The sequence below is a fragment of the Sulfitobacter sp. AS92 genome (assembly GCF_038900015.1).
Taxonomy (GTDB): domain Bacteria; phylum Pseudomonadota; class Alphaproteobacteria; order Rhodobacterales; family Rhodobacteraceae; genus Sulfitobacter.
The window spans coordinates 92,962-112,494 of record NZ_JBBMQL010000004.1 but is presented as its reverse complement, the minus strand read 5'-3'; the positions used below and the strand labels follow the sequence as shown (position 1 = coordinate 112,494).

General features: G+C 61.2%; 21 protein-coding genes. 5 read left to right on the top strand and 16 right to left on the bottom strand.

Annotated elements, in window-relative coordinates; all coding sequences use genetic code 11:
* Positions 1-134 precede the first annotated feature (134 nt).
* The 8 genes from dnaG to WNY61_RS09515 form a co-directional block, all read right to left on the bottom strand.
* Positions 135-2,135, bottom strand: coding sequence for a DNA primase (gene dnaG, locus WNY61_RS09550; protein ID WP_342851426.1), 2,001 nt, complete (start codon positions 2,133-2,135; stop codon positions 135-137).
* Positions 2,136-2,267: 132 nt separating this feature from the next.
* A complete protein-coding gene (locus WNY61_RS09545; RefSeq protein ID WP_342851228.1) occupies positions 2,268-2,576 on the bottom strand; it encodes a hypothetical protein in 309 nt (102 codons plus the stop codon).
* A 51-nt stretch (positions 2,577-2,627) separates the two neighbouring features.
* The gene (locus WNY61_RS09540) at positions 2,628-3,167 is read right to left on the bottom strand and encodes a sarcosine oxidase subunit gamma (protein ID WP_342851227.1); all 540 of its coding nucleotides are present in this window, start codon (positions 3,165-3,167) and stop codon (positions 2,628-2,630) included.
* The gene (locus WNY61_RS09535; protein WP_342851226.1) at positions 3,160-6,096 is read right to left on the bottom strand and encodes a sarcosine oxidase subunit alpha family protein; all 2,937 of its coding nucleotides are present in this window, start codon (positions 6,094-6,096) and stop codon (positions 3,160-3,162) included. The genes WNY61_RS09540 and WNY61_RS09535 overlap by 8 nt, the downstream gene beginning before the upstream one ends.
* Entirely contained in the window at positions 6,093-6,365 is a 273-nt protein-coding gene (locus tag WNY61_RS09530) for a sarcosine oxidase subunit delta (protein WP_342851225.1), read from the bottom strand. Before WNY61_RS09530 ends, WNY61_RS09535 begins: the two co-directional genes overlap by 4 nt.
* Positions 6,366-6,377: 12 nt before the next feature.
* Complete coding sequence (locus WNY61_RS09525; RefSeq protein WP_342851224.1) at positions 6,378-7,631, bottom strand: sarcosine oxidase subunit beta family protein; 1,254 nt, start codon at positions 7,629-7,631, stop codon at positions 6,378-6,380.
* Between the two features lie 67 nt (positions 7,632-7,698).
* Positions 7,699-8,454, bottom strand: coding sequence for an isocitrate lyase/phosphoenolpyruvate mutase family protein (locus WNY61_RS09520; RefSeq protein ID WP_342851223.1), 756 nt, complete (start codon positions 8,452-8,454; stop codon positions 7,699-7,701).
* A gap of 81 nt (positions 8,455-8,535) precedes the next feature.
* The gene (locus WNY61_RS09515; protein WP_342851222.1) at positions 8,536-9,966 is read right to left on the bottom strand and encodes a Glu/Leu/Phe/Val dehydrogenase; all 1,431 of its coding nucleotides are present in this window, start codon (positions 9,964-9,966) and stop codon (positions 8,536-8,538) included.
* Positions 9,967-10,322: 356 nt separating this feature from the next.
* Here WNY61_RS09515 and WNY61_RS09510 point away from each other — a divergent pair, with 356 nt between their 5' ends.
* The 3 genes from WNY61_RS09510 to WNY61_RS09500 are packed head-to-tail and all read left to right on the top strand — an operon-like array spanning position 10,323 to position 12,837.
* Positions 10,323-11,753: a Tad domain-containing protein gene (locus WNY61_RS09510; RefSeq protein ID WP_342851221.1), complete on the top strand. Its 1,431-nt coding sequence runs from the start codon at positions 10,323-10,325 to the stop codon at positions 11,751-11,753.
* Positions 11,750-12,289, top strand: coding sequence for a pilus assembly protein (locus WNY61_RS09505; RefSeq protein ID WP_342851220.1), 540 nt, complete (start codon positions 11,750-11,752; stop codon positions 12,287-12,289). The genes WNY61_RS09510 and WNY61_RS09505 overlap by 4 nt, the downstream gene beginning before the upstream one ends.
* Positions 12,289-12,837, top strand: coding sequence for a hypothetical protein (locus WNY61_RS09500; RefSeq protein ID WP_342851219.1), 549 nt, complete (start codon positions 12,289-12,291; stop codon positions 12,835-12,837). The genes WNY61_RS09505 and WNY61_RS09500 overlap by 1 nt, the downstream gene beginning before the upstream one ends.
* Here the strand turns inward: WNY61_RS09500 and WNY61_RS09495 are convergent.
* The 5 genes from WNY61_RS09495 to WNY61_RS09475 form a co-directional block, all read right to left on the bottom strand.
* Positions 12,834-13,340 carry a hypothetical protein gene (locus WNY61_RS09495; RefSeq protein WP_342851218.1) on the bottom strand — a complete coding sequence of 169 codons (507 nt, stop codon included), beginning with the start codon at positions 13,338-13,340 and terminating at the stop codon, positions 12,834-12,836. The two genes, WNY61_RS09500 and WNY61_RS09495, sit on opposite strands and share 4 nt — an antisense overlap.
* A 123-nt stretch (positions 13,341-13,463) precedes the next feature.
* Entirely contained in the window at positions 13,464-13,982 is a 519-nt protein-coding gene (locus WNY61_RS09490; protein WP_342851217.1) for a periplasmic heavy metal sensor, read from the bottom strand.
* 1 nt (position 13,983) lies between these two features.
* A complete protein-coding gene (locus tag WNY61_RS09485; RefSeq protein WP_342851216.1) occupies positions 13,984-14,352 on the bottom strand; it encodes a hypothetical protein in 369 nt (122 codons plus the stop codon).
* Positions 14,345-14,941, bottom strand: a complete 597-nt coding sequence (locus WNY61_RS09480) for an RNA polymerase sigma factor (protein ID WP_342851215.1) — start codon at positions 14,939-14,941, stop codon at positions 14,345-14,347. The genes WNY61_RS09485 and WNY61_RS09480 overlap by 8 nt, the downstream gene beginning before the upstream one ends.
* Before the next feature lie 46 nt (positions 14,942-14,987).
* The gene (locus tag WNY61_RS09475) at positions 14,988-15,584 is read right to left on the bottom strand and encodes an EF-hand domain-containing protein (RefSeq protein WP_342851214.1); all 597 of its coding nucleotides are present in this window, start codon (positions 15,582-15,584) and stop codon (positions 14,988-14,990) included.
* A 217-nt stretch (positions 15,585-15,801) separates the two neighbouring features.
* Between WNY61_RS09475 and WNY61_RS09470 the strand changes: the two genes are divergently transcribed.
* Both WNY61_RS09470 and WNY61_RS09465 read left to right on the top strand, forming a co-directional pair.
* On the top strand, positions 15,802-16,218 hold the full coding sequence (locus tag WNY61_RS09470) for a DUF983 domain-containing protein (RefSeq protein WP_342851213.1): 417 nt from the start codon (positions 15,802-15,804) through the stop codon (positions 16,216-16,218).
* 41 nt (positions 16,219-16,259) lie between these two features.
* A complete protein-coding gene (locus WNY61_RS09465; RefSeq protein WP_342851212.1) occupies positions 16,260-16,955 on the top strand; it encodes an NUDIX hydrolase in 696 nt (231 codons plus the stop codon).
* Here the strand turns inward: WNY61_RS09465 and WNY61_RS09460 are convergent.
* The 3 genes from WNY61_RS09460 to WNY61_RS09450 are packed head-to-tail and all read right to left on the bottom strand — an operon-like array spanning position 16,952 to position 19,511.
* Positions 16,952-17,872 (bottom strand): DMT family transporter, encoded by a 921-nt coding sequence (locus WNY61_RS09460; protein WP_342851211.1) that lies wholly within the window; start codon positions 17,870-17,872, stop codon positions 16,952-16,954. The two genes, WNY61_RS09465 and WNY61_RS09460, sit on opposite strands and share 4 nt — an antisense overlap.
* 47 nt (positions 17,873-17,919) lie before the next feature.
* On the bottom strand, positions 17,920-18,468 hold the full coding sequence (locus WNY61_RS09455; RefSeq protein ID WP_342851210.1) for a lipocalin family protein: 549 nt from the start codon (positions 18,466-18,468) through the stop codon (positions 17,920-17,922).
* Entirely contained in the window at positions 18,468-19,511 is a 1,044-nt protein-coding gene (locus tag WNY61_RS09450; RefSeq protein ID WP_342851209.1) for an aldo/keto reductase, read from the bottom strand. Before WNY61_RS09450 ends, WNY61_RS09455 begins: the two co-directional genes overlap by 1 nt.
* Between the last annotated feature and the right edge of the window lie 22 nt (positions 19,512-19,533).

Below are 19,533 nucleotides of genomic sequence, written 5' to 3'. Positions count from 1 at the left end.
CATGCTCCTTCAGCGCGTCAGCGCGAATCATCCACAGATGATTCGGTTTTCCGAATCATGCGGGGTTCTTGGTGATTCTTAAACCCGTTACCCGGCATTTTCAAAAAGTCCTGCAAAAGGGTCACGCTGATGCCTCATCCGCGGCCCTTCGACTTGTCATATCTAATCGTTCCAAGCAGCGCGTCGAGGGCGCTGCGTTCATCGCGGCTCATCGTCATGCCGTTGTCGCCAACGTCGAATTCACCGTTGTTGTCTTCTTGTGCGCTGCGGCGGGCAATATCGGCGGCACGGGCCGCTTCGCTCAGACGCCACGTGACCCCTTCGTCTGCCGGGCCGCTTAAGTCTTCGACGGCTTCGGCGATTTCCTCATTCAGCCCGCGGGCGGCGTCCAGTTTGGCCAGTTCCTCGGCCACGGTCATCCGGGTCATTTCCACATTGCCGGGTTTGCGGATGCAGGGCGTGATGGCAACGTGGCGTTGCGCCTTGATGTTTTCAAGGGTCTCCCAGCCCAGAGAATAGGAAATCTCTTCGCGCAACACCTCCTCGCTGGCATGGCCAAAGCGCAGCAACAGGTCGCGCAGCCGGGCGTGGTCAGGGTCAGCGCAGCGCATTCCCTCAAGCCCTGTCTCAAACGTCTCAATCAGTTTGGGGCAGCCGACCAAAGCAACGAGGATCACCGCTTCGCGCAGATGCTGACCCACCTGATCGTCGCTCATCGCCACCAGGGCTGAGGCTTTGGTGCTCGCCAGCGGGGCCAAAGGCGCGCCCCAGTTGCCGCCCTTGCCGCCTTTTCCACCGCCCTTGCCCGGCCCCCTGCCCCCCACGGGGCGGAAGTCGGCGCGCTGTTTTTGTGGGCGAAACAGATCCCATCGCAGGTCTTTGATCTCTTGGCCATAGTGGCTGCGGATCGACGGATCGCGGATAAGTTTAATCTTTTCGCGCAGACTTTTATCCAGCGCGGCCTTGCGTTCGGGGCTGTCGAACACCTTGCCTTCAGTCTCGCGCTGCCAGAGCAACCGGACCATGGGCAAGGCGCTGTCCAACAGTTTCTGCAGCGCCCCCGCCCCCTGCGCGCGCAGAAGATCATCGGGATCTTGCCCCTCGGGCATCATGGCAAAGCGCAGGCTTTGCCCGGCCTCCAACAGCGGCAGGGCCAGATCAATCAGACGCAATGCCGCGCGTTGACCCGCCGCATCGCCATCCAGCGTGATGATCGGCTCGGGCGCGATACGCCAGAGCATCTGCAACTGATTTTCAGTAATCGCGGTGCCGAGCGGTGCCACGGCTCCCTCAAAGCCCGCGCCATGCAGGGCAATCACATCCATATAGCCTTCGGCCACGATCAGTGGCTGACCCCGGCCTGCAGCGGCGCGGGCGTCTTTCACGTTGTAGAGGCTTCGGCCCTTGTCAAAAAGTTCGGTCTCAGGAGAGTTGAGGTATTTAGCCTTATCTTCCGGGTCCATCGCGCGGCCACCAAAGGCAATCGCCCGGCCCCGGGCATCCCGGATCGGGAACATGATGCGGCCGCGGAAAGTGTCGTAAGGCCGTCCGCCCTTCGTCGAAGGTTTTGCTAGCCCCGCGCCAAAGATCAGGTCATCCGCGACCCCTTTCGCCTTCAGCGCGTCCCACAGTCCCTGCCAATTATCTGGGGCAAAGCCAATTTCCCAATGCGCCTGCGCCTGTTCCGACAACCCGCGCTTGGCCAGATAGTCACGCGCCGCCCCTGCAGCCCCAGTGCGCAGCTGCAGACGGAACCATTGCACTGCCTGTTCCATCACCTCGGCCAGTTGCGTGCGTTTGTCGGCCTTGGCCTGCGCGCGCGGGTCTTGCTTGGGCACCGGCATGCCGACTTCGCGGGCGATGATCTCCACCGCCTCCATGAAGCTTACATTCTCGGTCTCGCGCACGAAAGAGATCGCATCGCCCTTCGCGTGGCAGCCAAAGCAGTAGTAGAACCCTTTGCGGTCATCGACGTGAAAGCTGGCGGATTTTTCCTGATGGAAGGGGCAAGGCGCCCACATGTCGCCCTTGCCCTGATTGGACTTTTGGTTGTCCCATATGACCTTGCGCCCCACCACCTGAGACAGGCTGGCGCGGTCACGCAGTTCTTCCAAAAATCCAGGGGGCAGGCTCATGCTTTCATATACCGACTGGGGCATATCAGAGTCCAGAGCAGGCAGGGCAGCCACGGGCGGCAAAGCGCCCGTCCATGCCGGGCAGCGCCCCCGCCCGTCATGGTGCCCCCGCCCGGCTTGAGGTATCTCAGCTTACTGCGCGAGGCACATTTCTTTCCATGCGGCCGACAGATCGCTCTTCTTCACGTCGCGCATTTTCATTTCATAGACCCAAGGGGTCACCAGCGGGATCGCGGTATTGAAATCCTCGGGCCAAGTCGCCTGCGCCTGCACTGTGGCGGGGACTTCGCGCTCTTTCACCCGGTCAAGCCGCGCTTGCTGTACGGCGGCCACGACGGCGGCCTGATGCATACAGCTTTCCTCTTTTTTGGATGCCGCCAGCGCCGGGCCCGAGACCGCCATGCTGATCGCGGCGAGTGCGGCGAGAATTGTCTTGTTCATGTCTATGCTCCGTTGTTTGCCAAACGGGGATTCGGGCCCCCGCTGAGCAACCTAGCGCCGCGACGCCACCGCTTCCATAGCGCGGCGCAACTCCTGCACCAAAGTGGCGGCCATCGACCGATAGACCATCAGCAGAAAGCCGGTCTCAGTGCGGGTGATTGAGGCGGGCATCTCGCGCAACTGGCTGCGCAGGGTTTGGCCGGGTTTGAACGTCGCATTGCGCAGATCGACAGGGACCAACCGCGCCAACACGTCTTCGGCCCCTGGCCCCTGCAGCTCTGCCGCCGCCCAGCCGTCTGAGACATCGACCAGCGCTGCGTGATTTGCCAGTGTTTGGTCCGGCGCGGGGCCAACCAGCAAAACTTCATTCCGACCGAACCAAAGGCAGCGGGTGTTGTCCTTCTGGATGCTCTGCAACGGCTTTGGCAGGGTAACCCCATGCGACGCCTTCAGCGTCTCCGACAATACCGCAGCACTGCTAAAGCCGCCCATCACGGTAAGCTGCCCCAAATCGCGCTCCTCGACCGTCATGCTGCCGATCTTTAGAGGGAGCAGGTCCGCAAAGGGGCTTTGTGCTTTCAATTCAACCACGGGCGCGCCCTCCTTCTGGGTCGACAAAGACCGGGGCGCAGATTTCTACCTCCGCCTCGATTTCACGCAGGTGATCGACCATGCGCATCACCTCTCCGTGACGTTGGCGGCCACGCGTCACAAAACCTAGTCCGATGAAAGTACCAACATTCGGCGAAAATCCGACGGAGGTCGTATGCCCCTGCGCATTCTCGCGGCTAGCCTCGGCCCCGGTCTCAAACAAAAACGCGCCTGCCGTCAGCTGTTTGACTGCGCCGACAGGCCGTAACCCAACCAGTTGCGCCCGCTCAGGGTCGCGCAGGCCGGGGCGTTCCGACATTGTCTTGCCGATACAATCCTTCGCGTCCGAAACCATCCGCTCCATGCCGATGTCACTCGCCGTGGCGCGCCCGTCGATCTCTGCATGCGTGAGATGGCCTTTTTCGAGGCGCAGCACGTTAAGCGCCTCCATCCCGTAGGCGCCACCGCCGAGCGCCTCGGCCCGCGCCACCAGCAAATCGAAAAGCGCCGCCCCAAAGCGTGCGGGCACCGCGATCTCATAAGCATGTTCGCCGGAAAAGGAGATGCGGAACAGTCGTGCATCGACCCCGCCGAGCCGCACGTCGCCGCAGGCCATAAAAGGGAAGCTGCCATTGTCTATCGGTTGTTCCAGCAGACCATTCAGCAAATCGCGCGACTTCGGCCCGGCCACGGCAAACTGCGCCCAGTGTTCGGTGACAGAGGTCAAATGCACCTGCCATTCGGGGTGCAGGCATTGCGTCACGAACTCCAAATGTCGCATCACCTGTCCCGCCGCACCCGTGGTGGTGGTCATCAGAAAGTGCTGCTCACCAAGCCGCGCGCAGGTGCCGTCATCCATGACGAAGCCATCCTCGCGCAGCAACAGCCCATAGCGCACCTTACCGACCTTCAATGTACTGAAGGTATTGGCATAAACCAGATCGAGCAGCTTGGCTGCATCCGCTCCCTGAATGTCGATCTTGCCCAAGGTCGAGACATCGCAGATGCCCACCGACTTACGCACAAAACCGATCTCCCGATCACAGGACTGCCGCCAGTTGTGCTCCCGCCCGCGCGGGAAATAGCTGGGGCGGTACCACAGCCCCGCCTCCACCATTGGCGCGTTCATCGCGAGGCTGGCGGCATGGCTGGTGGTCAGCCGCTCGGGCGCGAAGCCCTTGCCCTGCCCGCCCGCGCCCATGGCCGCGATGGCGACCGGGGTATAGGGCGGGCGGAAGGTGGTCGTGCCCGTCTCAGCAATCCCACGCCCTGTCGCATCGGCCAGCACCGCCAGCGCCGCGACGTTGGAGCTTTTGCCCTGATCCGGCGCCATGCCCTGCGTCGTGTAGCGCTTCATATGCTCAACCGAGCGAAAGTTCTCCGCCGCCGCCTGCTGCACGTCTTTCACGCAGACATCGTTCTGAAAATCCAGCCACGCCCGCCCCTTGCCCGGCACGGACCAAAGCGGTTTGAGGGTGTAGAGCGCGTCGTCGGCCTGCGGCAAGTCTACGGCCCCCGCATTGCGGCCCAGTACCTCCAAAGCTTTCCCTGCCGCTTGTACGCCCGCCCCAAGACAGCCGTGCGTCGAAAACACGCCATTGCATGCCCCTGCCACATGCATCCCCGGCACTGCGCCGGGGGTCGGCACGAAAGCGTGGATCGCTGAATCCCACATGGGCCGCCCGCTCAGATGACAGGTCAGGTGCACTGAGGGGTTCCAGCCGCCCGACATGGCCAGACAGTCGGCCTGTATCTTGTGCTCTCCGCCCGCCGTGCGGATGGTCACGGCCTCCAATTCCTTGCGGCCCGAAGCGTTGCAGACCACGGCACCGCGCAGCACCGGGAAATCCGCGCCATCGACGCTGACCCCTTCGCGGCTGTCGATCAATGCAGCCACATGCACCCCCGCAGCGGCCAGATCGCGCGCTGTGCGGTGGGCGTCGTCGTTGTTGCCAAAGACCGCCACTTGCTTGCCCGGTGCCACCCCCCAACGGTTGAGATAAGCCCGCACCGCGCCTGCCGTCATGATGCCGGGGCGGTCGTTGTTGGCAAAGGCCACGGGGCGCTCTAACGCGCCCGTCGCGAGGATCGATTGCTTGGCCGCGATGCGCCAGAAACACTCCAGCGGTGCACCTTCGCCCCGCAGCGCGCGGTGTTGGTTGACCCGCTCCAGCGCGCCAAACATGCCGCCGTCATAGACACCGGTCACCGTGGTGCGCGGTATCAGGCGGACGTTGTCCATTGCCGCCAACTCTGCCACCACGCCTGCGGCCCATGCGGGACCCGGCTGGCCGCCGATGCGTTCGCTCTCGGCATTCAGCCGCCCGCCCATTAGCGCATCTTCATCTGCGACGATCACATCCGCCCCGGCCCGCGCAGCCGTCAGCGCCGCCATCAGACCGGCTGGCCCCGCGCCGATCACCAGTAGATCGCAAAAGGCATAGGCCTTCTCATAAGCGTCCGCGTTAGGCTGGCCGCTTAAGCGCCCCAGACCGGCGGCACGGCGGATCACCGGCTCATAGAGCTTTTCCCAGAACCTGCGCGGCCACATGAAGGTCTTGTAATAGAACCCCGCCCCCAAAAAGGGCGCGCCAAGGTCGTTCACCGCCATCAAATCAAAGTCGAGGCTCGGCCAAGCGTTTTGGCTGCGCACCGCCAGCCCCTCATAGATTTCCTGCATCGTGGCGCGGACGTTGGGCTCTGACGCCGGGCCGACGCCGGTGGTCACCAGCGCGTTCGGCTCTTCGCTGCCCGCGCTCAGCACCCCGCGCGGACGGTGGTATTTGAACGACCGGCCCATCAACCGCTGGCCATTTGCCAGCATGGCCGAGGCGACTGTATCGCCCGCAAAGCCATCATAGCGCCGCCCGTCGAAGGTGAAACTGACCGGCTTGTCCCGGTCGATCAATCCGCGCCCTGCGATCCTCATAGCGTGGCCCTTTTCACATCAGACGCCAGTGCGACGGCGTGAACCGCATGGGTCACCGTATTGCGGGTGACGACCAGCCACGCGCCGCAACCGCTCTCATGCTGCCACAGGTCGCGCGTTTCTCCGGCTGGGTTGTCGCGCAGGTGCAAATGGGCGTCCCAGAGATCATCACCGGCATCGGGTGCAGGCCGCGCCAAGGCGACCGCATCGCCGCGATAGTAGAACTCTCGCCGGTCCCGGCTGCCGCAAAGGGGGCATTCAATCCGCATGGTCGTTTCCCCTTAGTGCAAGTTGTGCTGAGACCCGGTGGCCTCTTCGTCCATCAGACCTTCGCCCGAACGAAAACGGTCGAGCCGGAAGCGCGCTGCCGTCTCATGATGCTGCCCCGTCGCCATCAGATGCGCCAGCGCAAAGCCCGAGGCCGGCACCGCCTTGAAACCGCCGTAGCACCAGCCGCAGTCGATGAACAAACCTTGCGTTTCAGTCTTGTCGATGATCGGGCTGCCATCGGGGGTCATGTCCATGATGCCGCCCCAAGAGCGCAGCACGCGGGATTTGCCAATCATCGGCATCAGGGTCATCCCCGCCTCCATCACATGCTCCATCATCGGCATATTGCCGCGTTGCGCATAGGAGGCGTAGAAATCCAGATCGCCGCCAAAGACCAAACCGCCCTTGTCCGATTGGCTGATATAGAAATGCCCCATGCCGAAGCTTACCACATGGTCAATCACCGGCTTTAACCCCTCGGTCACGAAAGCCTGCAATACATGGCTTTCAATCGGCAGGCGCATCCCGGCCATTGCGGCGACTTGCCCAGAGCGCCCCGCTGTGACGATCGCCACCTTTTTAGCCCGGATCGGCCCGCGCGTGGTCTGCACCCCGCGCACCTGACCGTTCTCAATATCGATGCCGGTGACTTCGCATTGCTGGATCAAATCGACGCCGCGCTGGTCCGCGCCACGGGCATAGCCCCATGCCACCGCATCGTGGCGCGCCGTGCCGCCGCGCCGATGTAGCAGCCCGCCATAGATCGGAAAGCGCCCGTTGTCGTAATCCAGATAGGGCAGCAGCCTGCGCAGGCCGTCGCGGCCCAAGAGTTCCGCATCGTCGCCTTGGTTGATCATCGCATTGCCGCGCCGAGCTGACGCATCGCGCTGCGCGTCGGAATGAAACAGCGTGATGACCCCCCGCTGGCTGAACATGACGTTGTAGTTCAACTCCTGTGACAGCCCTTCCCAAAGCTTCAGCGAATGACTGTAGAATTCCGAATTGCCCGGCAGAAAGTAATTGCCCCGCACCACGGTCGTATTCCGGCCTACGTTGCCCCCGCCGAGATAGCCTTTCTCAAGCACCGCAATATTGGTCATGCCGTGGTTCTTAGCGAGGTAATAGGCCGTACTCAGTCCATGACCGCCACCGCCGATGATGATGGCGTCATATTCTGCCTGAGGCTCGGGATCGCGCCACTGTGGCGTCCAGCCGCGATTGCCGGTCAGCCCCTCGCGCAACACCCGTAAACCCGAAAATCGCATCCTGAACCCTCCAGCAGATGCGGGCAGTCAAACAACTCTGCGCGGAAGTATCAATAACCGAAAAGCGCTACTCTGCTGCGGCCTCTGCCGTCAGCCGCGCCATCGCCTCGCGGTAAGGAAACGGCCCGTGGCTGACCCGTGCGACGCCACAGGCGCTCAGCGCGGCAATGTCGGGCATCCCAGGCGATTTCATCACATTGACCGGCAGGACTACCCCCTCGCAGACCGCGCGAATGAGATCCGCATCGGCCAGCCCCGGCACAAAAAAGCCGTCGCCCCCGGCCGCGCTGTAGGCCCGCGCACGGATGAGCGCAGCCTCGATGTGCTTGGGGTGGTCCTCGGCCGGGCTTTGTAAAAACAGGTCGGTCCGCGCGTTGATGAACAGTGCGACGCCCTCGGCATCTGCCGCCTGCCGCACGGCCGCGATCCGCCGGACTTGCGCATCAGCCTCGTGCAACCCACTACCGCCAACGACTTGATCTTCGAAATTCAGCCCCACCACACCGGTGGAGATAAGCGCACGGACGTTTTCGACCAATGCCTCAGGCGCGACGGCGTAACCGCCCTCAAAATCCACACTCACCGGCAGATTCACCGCATCAGCGATCTGCCGCGCGGTCCGCAAAAGCGCATCCAGTGGCAGCGCCTCGCCATCGTCATAGCCCTGTGCTGCCGCAACGGACCATGATCCGGTCGCTATTGCTTTCGCTCCGGCTGCCGCTACTGCGCGGGCCGACCCTGCATCCCAAATGTTATGGAGCACCAAAGGCATGCCTTTGCGGTGCAATGCCGCAAACTCTTTCGCACGTTCATCCTGTTCCATGGCCTGCACCTTACTGGAAAGTTTTTCCAAAAAGGGGCGCGGGACGCCCCTTTTTTGTTCACTCAGGAAAGGCTGTGAGCCTCAAAGCCCCTTGGCGTGATAGCTTGCCGCGACCTTTTCGATCGACACCAGATAGGCTGCTGTGCGCAGGTCTTCGACATCGTCGCGGCTGTGCCAAACATGGGACATGGCCTCATAGGCCGTGCGCATCGTGTCATCCAAACCAGAGCGGACAAGCTCCAATTCGCCCGCACCGCGCAGATACTTCTCTTTGAAGTTCGGGCTCAGGGTCCAACCCAGTTCCTTGTCTGCGCTCAGCCGCTCAAGCTCATCCACCACCAATTGGTGACGCGATTCCTCGGCGCGGCGTTGCATACGGCCAAAGCGGATATGGCTGAGGTTCTTGACCCATTCAAAGTATGAAACCGTCACACCGCCTGCGTTGGCATACATATCCGGCATGATTACAGTGCCCTTCTTGCGCAGGACCTCATCCGCTCCGGCGGTCACAGGGCCATTGGCGGCCTCGATGATCAGGGGCGCTTGGATACGCTCGGCATTGCTGAGGTTGATCACCCCTTCAAGTGCGGCAGGGATCAAGATATCGCATTCCGCTTCTAAGAACTTCGCGCCATCTTCCTCAAACTTCGCATCAGCATAGCCCTTGATGGTGCCGTGCTTCTCGATCCACTTGTGAATGGCTTCGACGTTCAGCCCATCTTCGCTGTGCAGCGCGCCGTCGCGCTCAATGATCGCCGTGATTATACTGCCATCTTCTTCGCTCAGGAACTTGGCGGCGTGATAGCCCACGTTGCCCAGACCCTGAATGATGACCCGCTTGCCCTCAAGCTTACCGCTAAGACCGGCTTTCTTCAGTCCTTCGGGATCGCGGAAGAAGGCTTGAAGCGCATATTGCACACCCCGGCCCGTGGCTTCGGTTCGGCCTTGGATACCGCCCGCGTTGATCGGTTTGCCGGTCACACAGGCCACACCGTTAATGTCGGTGGTGTTCATGCGTTTGTACTGGTCCGCGATCCACGCCATCTCACGCTCGCCGGTGCCCATGTCGGGCGCGGGGACGTTTTGGGCGGGGTTGATCATATCGCGCTTGATCAACTCATAGGCAAAACGCCGGGTGATGAGCTCAAGCTCATGCTCGTCGTACTCGCGCGGATCAATGCACAGCCCGCCTTTGGAGCCGCCGAAGGGCGCGTCGACCAATGCACATTTATAGGTCATCAGCGCCGCCAGCGCCTCGACCTCGTTCTGGTTCACGGCCATGGAGTAGCGGATACCGCCCTTCACAGGCTCCATATGCTCCGAATGGACCGACCGGTAGCCGGTGAACGTATGGATACGGCCCCGCAGACGCACGCCGAAACGCACGGTATAGGTGGCGTTGCAAACGCGAATTTTCTCTTCAAGACCGGGTGGCAAATCCATCAGCGCGACCGCGCGGTTGAACATCAGATCCACACTGTCGCGGAAACTCGGCTCATTGGCTGGATTCATCGGTCTCTCCTCTTCTGACTGGCCGCGTTGCCTCTGATTTTGGGGCGCGACTCATTGGGCTGCCCTTAGGACATGCCGCCGCACCGTAGGACGCCTCTTTGCGAGGTGCGACCTATTTAATCGTTATTTTCAAAACTTTATCAACCGTGAGTGAGACCGGATGAAGCGCCTTCCCCAATCGGTAGAAATCAGCGGTCATTTCAAGGGTATTCCAGCCCCAAACGGTCCAATTCACCGTCAATTGCCCCAGATGCGCCAAACTCTGGACACTTTCCCCCAGCAAAAGAAAAGCAAGGCAAATGCCGCCCATTCCCTTTGGCGCATGCACAGTGCCAACGGATGAAAGGTAAATGACGATGACCAATGAACCTCGAAATTCAGAGAACCTTGCGGGCTGCTGCCCCGCGATGCTTCGGCGTTTCGCCCGCGAGGAAGACGGGCTGGTCACGCTTTTTGCTATTCTGATGATCCTGCTGATGATCCTTTTGGGCGGTGTCGGCGTTGATCTGATGCGCCATGAGCGTGAACGCGCGAGGGTGCAGGCTGTGGCCGACCGCGCTGTGCTGGCGGCTGCCGATCTGGATCAAACGCTCAGCCCCGAAGCCGTCGCCCGCGACTATTTCGACAAGTCCGGGCTGGCCGACTACATTTCAAGCGTCACGGTAGAGGAAGGTCTGAACTACCGCCGCGTTACGGTTGATGCGTCTCGCGACCTCAAGACAATGTTCATCGACAAGTTCGGGCAAGATAAGTTGCATGTCCCCGCCAAAGCGACGGCGGAAGAGAAAGTGGCCAAAGTCGAAATTTCCATGGTGCTCGATATCTCCGGCTCTATGCGAGAGAACGACAAAATGAATAACCTCCATGATGCGAGCAACGTCTTTATCGATACGGTGATTCAGACTGACACTGAGGATCTGATCTCGATCTCGGTGGTGCCCTATACCGCGCAGGTCAACGTCGGCAAGGACATCATGGATGAGCTTAATGTCACCCAGCTTCACTCTTATTCGCATTGCGTCGACTTTGAAGACAGTGACTTCAATCTCACCACGATCAGCCAAACTCGCAGCTACGAACATATGCAGCATTTCGAGGCGGGTTATTACTGGAACGGAAATGACCGCGATAGAACCGGGCACTACGACAACATCTCTAACCCCGGTTGCCCCAAACAAAGCTATGAGGAAATCGAAACTTTCTCGCAAAACGCGGCAGCGTTGAAAAGCCGTATCGCCAACTTTCAACCGCGTGCGAACACTGCGATCCACCTTGGGCTTAAATGGGGCGTGGCCTTGCTTGACCCCTCTTTCAGGGCGATCAATGAGGCGATCGGCGGCGACGCCGTGTTTCGGGGCCGCCCGGCTGAGTACAATGACATCGACACGCTGAAAACCGTGATCTTGATGACAGACGGCGTGAACGTCACGACCCGGCGGATCAACCCGCAGGCCTATGCCAACCGCGACCACTATCGCCATTGGAGCGATTATCCTTTCTACTGGTGGCTGGGCCGAAACGTTCGCTCAAGCGAGCATTATCGCTGGTACGAGACCAAATACACCGCCAGTCAGGCCGACAATCTGCTGAACAACATCTGCGATGCGGCCAAGGCTAAGGGCATTGTGATCTGGTCCATTGGCTTTGAGGTGACCGATCATGGCGCTAACGTAATGAAGAACTGCGCCTCTTCTGACAGCCACTTTTTCCGTGTCGAAGGGGTGGAGATCGTGGACGCATTTGAGGCGATTGCCCGGCAAATCAACCAGTTGAGGTTGACCCAATGATCCACAAAACCATCAAAGCATGGCGCCGGTTTCGCGGCGACGAGAACGGATCGGTAATGCTGATCGAGTTCGCCATCCTGTCCCCGTTGTTGTTTGGCTGCCTGATCATGTCGGTCGAGATGAGCTTTTATGCCATGCGCCACATGTTCCTGGACCGCGGGCTGGACATGACGGTGCGCTATATCCGGCTGAACACCAACACAGACATGTCGCATCAGACCATTAAAAATATGATCTGCGAGACCGCTGGCTATTTGCAAGACTGCGACGAGACCCTGCGCCTTGAGATGATCCGTGTGGAACCGCGCAACTTTGCCTCTTTTGACCAATCCCCCGATTGCGTGGATACCTCAATTGATCCCAAACCGGTGCGCGGCTGGAGCCTTGGGGTTGAACACCAGTTGATGATGCTGCGCGCCTGTGTGCAATTCAAACCCTTCTTTCCGACCACCGGCCTTGGCTATGCCCTTGAGAAAGACGGCGCTGGCCGTGTCTCAATGGTGTCGAGCGCGGCCTTCGTACAGGAGCCGAACTGATGCGCGTGCTGTCCTCCCTACTGACCCGGTTTAAACGCAGCGACGACGGCTCAATCGCGATTGAGACGGTGATCATGCTGCCGCTGATGTTTTGGGCCTATCTCGCCATGTACTCAACCTTTGACACGTTTCGGATGTACAACCTCAACCAGACGGCGGCCTATACCATCGGCGACGCGATCTCTCGGGAAACGCAAGCGATTGATCCTGATTACATGCAAGGGATGCAGGAACTTTTTGAGTATCTCACCCGTGGCACTGGGCAGACCTCCCTTCGGGTCAGCTCGCTTTGGTATGACGCAGAGAACGACCGCTACCATGCGGATTGGTCGCAAATCCGGGGTAATGTTGCGCCATTGACCAGCGATGAAGTGAGCAATTGGCACAGCAAACTGCCCGTCATGCCTGACAACGAACGGATCACCTTGGTTGAAACATGGCGCGATTTCGAGCCGCTGTTCAAAACCGGGCTTGAGCGGCGCGAAATTCGCAACTTTGTCTTCACCCGCCCGCGCTATGCGCCCCGCACGGTCTGGTCCGATACCTAAGCGGCGTCGCGTTCGGCTAGTTTGGCGCGGATCATTTCGGCAATCAGTTTGGTTTCATTGGCAGGGGTCATGCCCCCCACGCCAATGCGGCGGCCAAGGCTCCACCACAGGCCCAAGCGCCATCCACGCGGCACCCGGCGGTTGGTCTTGAGCAAAAAACCATTCGAGGGTTTGACCGCGAAAGCGCCTTGATCAATGCGCTCAATCTCATCCATGCGTACGATCACCCGGCCATCCGCGTCGCGCAACGCGTCGTCGGTCAGCTCTAACGCGCTGGCTGTCGAACGGCGCATCAGCTCGGCGATGGCGATGAAGCCAAGACCAATCGCCGCCAATGCGATTTGCCATCCCAAATCAGGCGAACGGGTGAGCGCAGAATAGATCAGGACCACACCCAATCCAGCCAGCGCCAAAAGCCCGACCCCCCGTCGCGCCGGAGAAGCTTTGGCAGTGGCAAGAACGTCGCCCACGCCGGGCTGCATCGTCTGGGAAATATCGGTCATCGACGGGGCTTTCTAAGAGGCAAAGGGACGAAATTATCGCCGCCGACTGCCATTTTCGGTCGCCCTTGGCCTAGCCCGGCACCCGACGAAGGGCAAGAGCGCGCACCGCAGCGCCCTGCCCGATCAACGCTCAGGGCTACCTTCTCGTTTGTCCTTTTTGCGCGGCCGTCCGGTTTCTAACCGTTCTTGCAGCTTATCGGCATAGGCAGCTCGGCTTGCGACATCCATCGCAATGACCTGTGCCAACCACGCGCTATGGGCCACCTCTTGAACAGACGCGGCAGCTTCACCTTGCGCGGCCAAAACCGCTGCAGCTGCTTCAGTATCAAAGGGATCGGCCCGCAACGTCGTCAGCATCCTTTCATAAAGCCCGCGGCGCTCTGCCCGGTCGAGGTGATGCGCCTTACCGCTGGCGCGCATCGTTTCATGCAGGCCGCGCCGGGCCTCGGGCGGCAGCGCTTGAACATAGGGCGAGGCATAGCTGCGCAGCCCCGGCAAATCGCCATCGCCGCGCGGCCCCGCCCCTCCGTGACGCCACATCGCACCACCAAGCGCGCCGAGGATCATCACGTTCACAGCCAGTGACACGCCAAGTGCCAGCCGCAACAGGCGCCCGCGCCGCGGTGAAGGTCCCTTTGTCATTTCAACTTTCCTCCATGTCCCAACCGAACCCGCCGAACTCGAACTCCGTATCAACTTCAGCCGTATCGACCGTTTCTACATTCCACGTGCCAGAGACAAATTGCCCTGCAAGATCCGGCATGCCTGCGGGCGGGGCAACCCCGACCCAAATCCCGACGGCAGCCGCTGTGGCAAGACCACTTAGCCCCGCAGCGCCACCGAAAAGTTGCCAGAGTGCCCGGTGCCACGGCAGTTTCAGCAAATTGGGCTTGGGCATAAGGGCTTCGGCATCAGCTAGAACCCGCGCCTGCAAGTCAGCATTGACCCGTGGCGGATTGGCGCGTGCCGCAGCAAAGAAATCTTCTAGTGCGTCGTCGTCAAAGTCAGTCATCTTCAAACCCCAATGCGTCCCGTTGCGCGGATAGCTGCGCCGCCAATGCCCGTTTGCCCCGCGCGGTCAGGCTCTCCACCGCTTCGACCCCAATGCCCAAGACCTCGGCAATTTCGGGGTTTGCCATACCGTCGATATGCCGCAGGACAACCGCTTGGCGCTGCCGTTCGGGCAAGGTGGCCAGCGCCTGTTGCAACGCATCCTCACGGGCCGTCTGCTGCATCTTCTGCGTCACGCCCGGTGTCGGATCGGCCGGTTCGGCCACATCGTCCAACCCTGTCGCTCCTGCGCCGCGACGCCGCAGGCGGTCGGTGCAAAGGTTGGCCACAACGCGGTAAACCCAAGTGGTGACCTTGGCCTCTCCCGTGCGCCACTGGGGCGCCTGACGCCACAGCCGCAACATCGCTTCTTGAGCCACGTCCTCTGCCTCGGCGCGGTCGCCCAGAACCCGCAGCGCATGGCCGTGAATGCGCGGCACCAGCCGGGTGGTCAACAACCGCGCAGCTGCTGCATCCCCGGTGGCGTAGCGTTGCAACAACTCCGCATCCGCATCGCGCTGATCGTCGGACAAATTCTGCATCCCGTCCATGGCTAAGGCCCGGGCGCGCCATGATCAAGCGCGCCCGGAGCATCATTTAGTCGCGCTGCGGCTTGTCATCGCCCATCTTGTGGCCCTTGCCGTGCCGCTTGCCATGCATTTTTGCAGCTTCAAGTTCTTCGGCGCTGATGCTGCCGTTTTCGTCCTTGTCCAGACGCTCGAACATCTTGGCAGGGTCGTGGCGCTGCGTCATTTCTTCCATCGACAACTTGCCGTCATCGTTGGTGTCCATACGCTCGATCATGCGCGCGCCTCTGTCACCGCGCTTCTCGCCATCTTTGTCGCCGCGCTTCTCGCCACGTTTATCGCCCATGGCTTCCAGCTCAGATGCATCAAGGCTGCCGTTGCCGTCGGTGTCGAACTGCTCCAGCATCTTAGTAGCACGCTCAGCGTGGCGCGCCTCGCCTGCGGCTTTCATCTCTTCAGCCGTCACGAAACCGTCGCCATCGGCATCAACCTTAGCAAAACGCGCCTCGGCGTGGGCCTGAAACTCTGCCTGCGTGATCTCACCGTTGCCGTCCGCGTCGAGCTGCTGGAACCGGTCCTGCCCGCTTTGCTGTGCGAAGGCAGCTGCGCCACCGAGTGCCAACAAACCGCTGAGAGCTGCGATCTTCATGTTTGTACGAATGGTCATCTTGATACTCCTCGTTTTTTAAAGACCGTCTCACGCTTTTGCGCCGCGATCACAGGGTCAAACGGCTGGCGTCAGAACTTCCGTCGCAGAAATTCGAACTTTTTTTAAATGACCCCACTCGGCCCGGCTTTGCGCGACATGGCGCCGCAACGGCAGCCTCAGGGGTTTTCTTTTTACGACCAAGCCTGCATCTACCCTTCAACCAGAGGATCGCCCCATGTCACAGACACAGCAATTGTCCCCCGACACCACAGACGCACATGACAGCGAAGAACGGCCCCGCCTGCCCGCCATGCTGCGCGGCTGGCGCGGCAAATGCCCATCTTGTGGGGGCGGTCAGTTGTTGCACGGTTATCTTAAGGTGAATGACGACTGCGCCGTCTGCCGCCAAGAGTTTCATCACCACCGCGCCGATGATGGCCCCGCCTATCTGACTATTCTGCTGGTCGGTCACCTGCTGGCCCCGGGTCTGCACATCGCCTTTGTCGTCTGGCGGCCAGAGCCTTTAACACTGTTCACCATTTTTGCGGTTGGCTGCACGGCCCTGTCGCTCTACCTTCTGCCGAGACTGAAGGGGGCCATGATCGGCTTTCAATGGGCCAAAAGGATGGGCGGCTTCGGCGGCACCACCTAACGCGGCCCGCCCTTCGGCCCTGACCGCCGGAGCATCCACGCATGACCATCGACAAGACCCAAATCCGCAACGCCGCCACGGTGATCGTGCTGCGTGACCGCCATGTTACCCCGCATATCCTGATGGGGCAGCGGGGCGCGAAGGCGGCGTTCATGCCGAACAAATTTGTCTTTCCCGGGGGCGCAGTGGACACCAGTGATGCACAGGTACCGCTCGCCGCGCCGGTGAACGCGCTGTGCAATGGCAGGCTCTGCGATGATGCCGAACCGTCTTTGGCCCACGCCATCGCCGTCGCCGCCATTCGTGAGTTGTGGGAAGAGACCGGTTTGGTGCTGGGCCGCAAGGGGGCTTGGGAGGGCGATGTGCCGCCCGATTGGAAAACCTTTGCCGCGACCGGGCATTTGCCCGACGCCTCCGCCCTGCAATTCGTGTTTCGTGCGCTGACCCCACCGGGCCGCCCACGCCGTTTCGATGCGCGGTTCTTCCTTGTAGATGCCGAAGACATCGCCAGCGACCCTGATGATTTCGACGCCGCCTGTGATGAGCTTTCGCACCTGCAATGGGTGCCGCTAAGCCGCGCACGCTCCTTTGACATGCCGTTTATCACCGAAGTCGTGCTGGCCGAAATCACGGCCCGTGCCCGCGATACAAACCCGCCCGCATCGGTGCCGTTTTTCAAAAACAACGACGAAGAAAGCCTGTTTCTGCGCCTGCACGGCCGCCCGATGACGGGTTAAGTCACCAGAACCAGCATCAGGATCGACGCGGCCAACACGGCCATGCCCGCCCATTCGCGGCGCGATATATGCTCGCGGAAAAACAAGGTCGAGGCGGCGATGCTCAGCATCAGCTCCACCTGCCCTAAGGCCTTCACATAGGCCGCGTTTTGCAGGGTGAAGGCGATGAACCAGCACAGCGATCCGCCCATTGACGTCAGCCCGATCCACACTGCCACGCGGCGCGCGGCCCAGACCCGACGCATCTGACCCGGCTCGCGCAGGCGCAGCCAGAGGGCCATGATCAGCGTTTGCATCAGCACCACCGCCGCCAGCGTCACGCCCGCGCGCAGCAGTGGATCGTCAGAGATTACGGCTAGCGACGCACCGCGATAGCAGACCGCCGAAATCGCGAACAAAAACCCCGAAGCGATCCCCAGCCCCGCCGCGCGGTTGCGCAGATCGGCCAGCCGCAGCCCCTTGGCCTCGGCCCCGCCCGAGAGTAGCAACAGCCCGACCACGCCAAGCGCGATGGCGGCAAACCCCGCGCCCGAGACGCCTTCGCCGAGCACGATCCAACCCATCAACACGGTCTGGATCACTTCGGTTTTCTTGAAGGTGATGCCCACAGCAAAGTTACGTTGTTTGAACAGCATTACCACGCAGACCGTCGCCATGATCTGCGCCGTGCCGCCCATCACCCCATAAAGCCAGAACCCCGGCCCAAGTGTTGGCACCCCCTGCCCGCTAAGGTTCCGATAAATGGGCAAAAGCAACGCCACGAAAGGCGCCGAGTAGAGGAACCGCGAGAAAGTCGCCCCGCCCGCAGAAAGCGTATCGGTCGCCAAATGCTTTTGCAGCATGAAGCGCCCGGTCTGAAAGACGGCGGCGGCGAGGGTGACGAGGATCCACAGGTCCGGGGCGAAAATACTGTCCATAAAAGCCTATAGGCCAAAGCTTGGCGGCAGTGCCAGCGCCTTGGCGCTCAGCGTCTCATTTGGAGGGCGCTGAGGTCGTAGCCGTTGAAATCCAATATCTCCCGCGCCGCTTGGATCCGGTCGCCGCCCCCTGTGGCCTGCCGGTCGAGGATCCAGCCATAGCCCCCCTCGGGGCTGCCGACGACGGCGGTGCGAAATCCTTCATCAACCCAAAGCACCCAGAACGCGCGCTCGGCACCGCCCACGGCGGCGCGCATGGTATAGCGCCCCGGCCCCTCTTCGCTCAGCGCCCAAAGATCGCGGCGGTCGGTGCAGACCCCAGCTGCATCGCAGGATTTGCGAACCTCGATCAAAGTCGGCCCCTGCGGCGCAAAGGTTACCGCGCGCAGATTAGCGTCACCGGGAAAGGCTGCGCGAACCTGCCAGTCACCGCCAAACCGCAACGCGTCATAGCGGCTGGTGGCCCCGATCAGCGCTTCGGTGTTGCGAAAACCGGACTGCACGGGGGGCGGTTCGCTGCGATTGCAGGCCGCCAGAGCGCCGAGTAGCAAAAGCACGGCGGCACGACGCCCTAGAAGGGATGCGAAACGGCCCATCAGTAAGGCATCGGATGGGTTTTATGCACCGCATCAAGATCGGCCATCACCTCATCACTCAAGGTCAGGTCCGCCCCGCCAAGCGCCACATCAAGCTGCTTGAGGCTCGTCGCGCCAAAGATCACCGAGCCCATGAAGGGCCGCGTCGCACACCATGCCAGTGCCATCTGCACCGGGTCGAGCCCGTGTTTATCAGCCACATCAAGATAGGCCGCGACCGCCTCAAAGGCGCGGGGTGTGACGCGCCCGCCCAGATCTTCGCTTAACGACAGACGCGAGCCGGTGGGGATTTTACCGCCCTGATATTTGCCGGTCAGCAACCCCGCAGCGAGGGGCGAGAACGCGAGCATGTCGATCTGGTCATTCACGCAGGTTTCCGACACATCCGTATCCGCCAAACGGCACATCAGCGAATATTCGTTCTGCACCGAGATCGGGCGCGGCCCGCCCGTACGCTCAGCCACGGCAGCCCATTGCGTCAGCCCCCAGGCGCTTTCGTTGCTCAAACCAAAGGCGCGGATCGTGCCGCGCTCGACCTCGCGCTGGAGCGCGCCGAGGGCGTCTTCCATATGGGCGATGGTCTCGGCCCGGTTCTGACCGGACGGGTCAAAGGTCCAATTCTTGCGGAACATATAGCTGCCCCGGTTGGGCCAGTGAAATTGATACAGGTCGATGTAATCCGTCTGCAACCGCTTCAGCGACCCTTCGATGGCACCGGGGATTGTATCGGATGAAATCGGCGCACCGTTGCGGGCGTGTTGCATCCCCTCGCCGGAATGTTTGCTGGCCAAGACCACCTCGTCGCGGCGCTTATCGCGGGCGACCCACTGGCCGATGATCTCTTCCGTTCGGCCAATCGTTTCGGCGCTGATCGGGTTCACGGGATACATCTCGGCCGTGTCGATGAAGTTGATCCCGGCCTCCAGCGCGCGGTCAATCTGGGCATGGCCTTCTTCGGCGGTGTTCTGGGTGCCCCATGTCATAGAGCCCAGACAAAAATGCGAGACCTCGATATCGCTTGAGCCGAGCTTTTTCATCTTCATCTTGTGGTCCTCGCTTGTGATT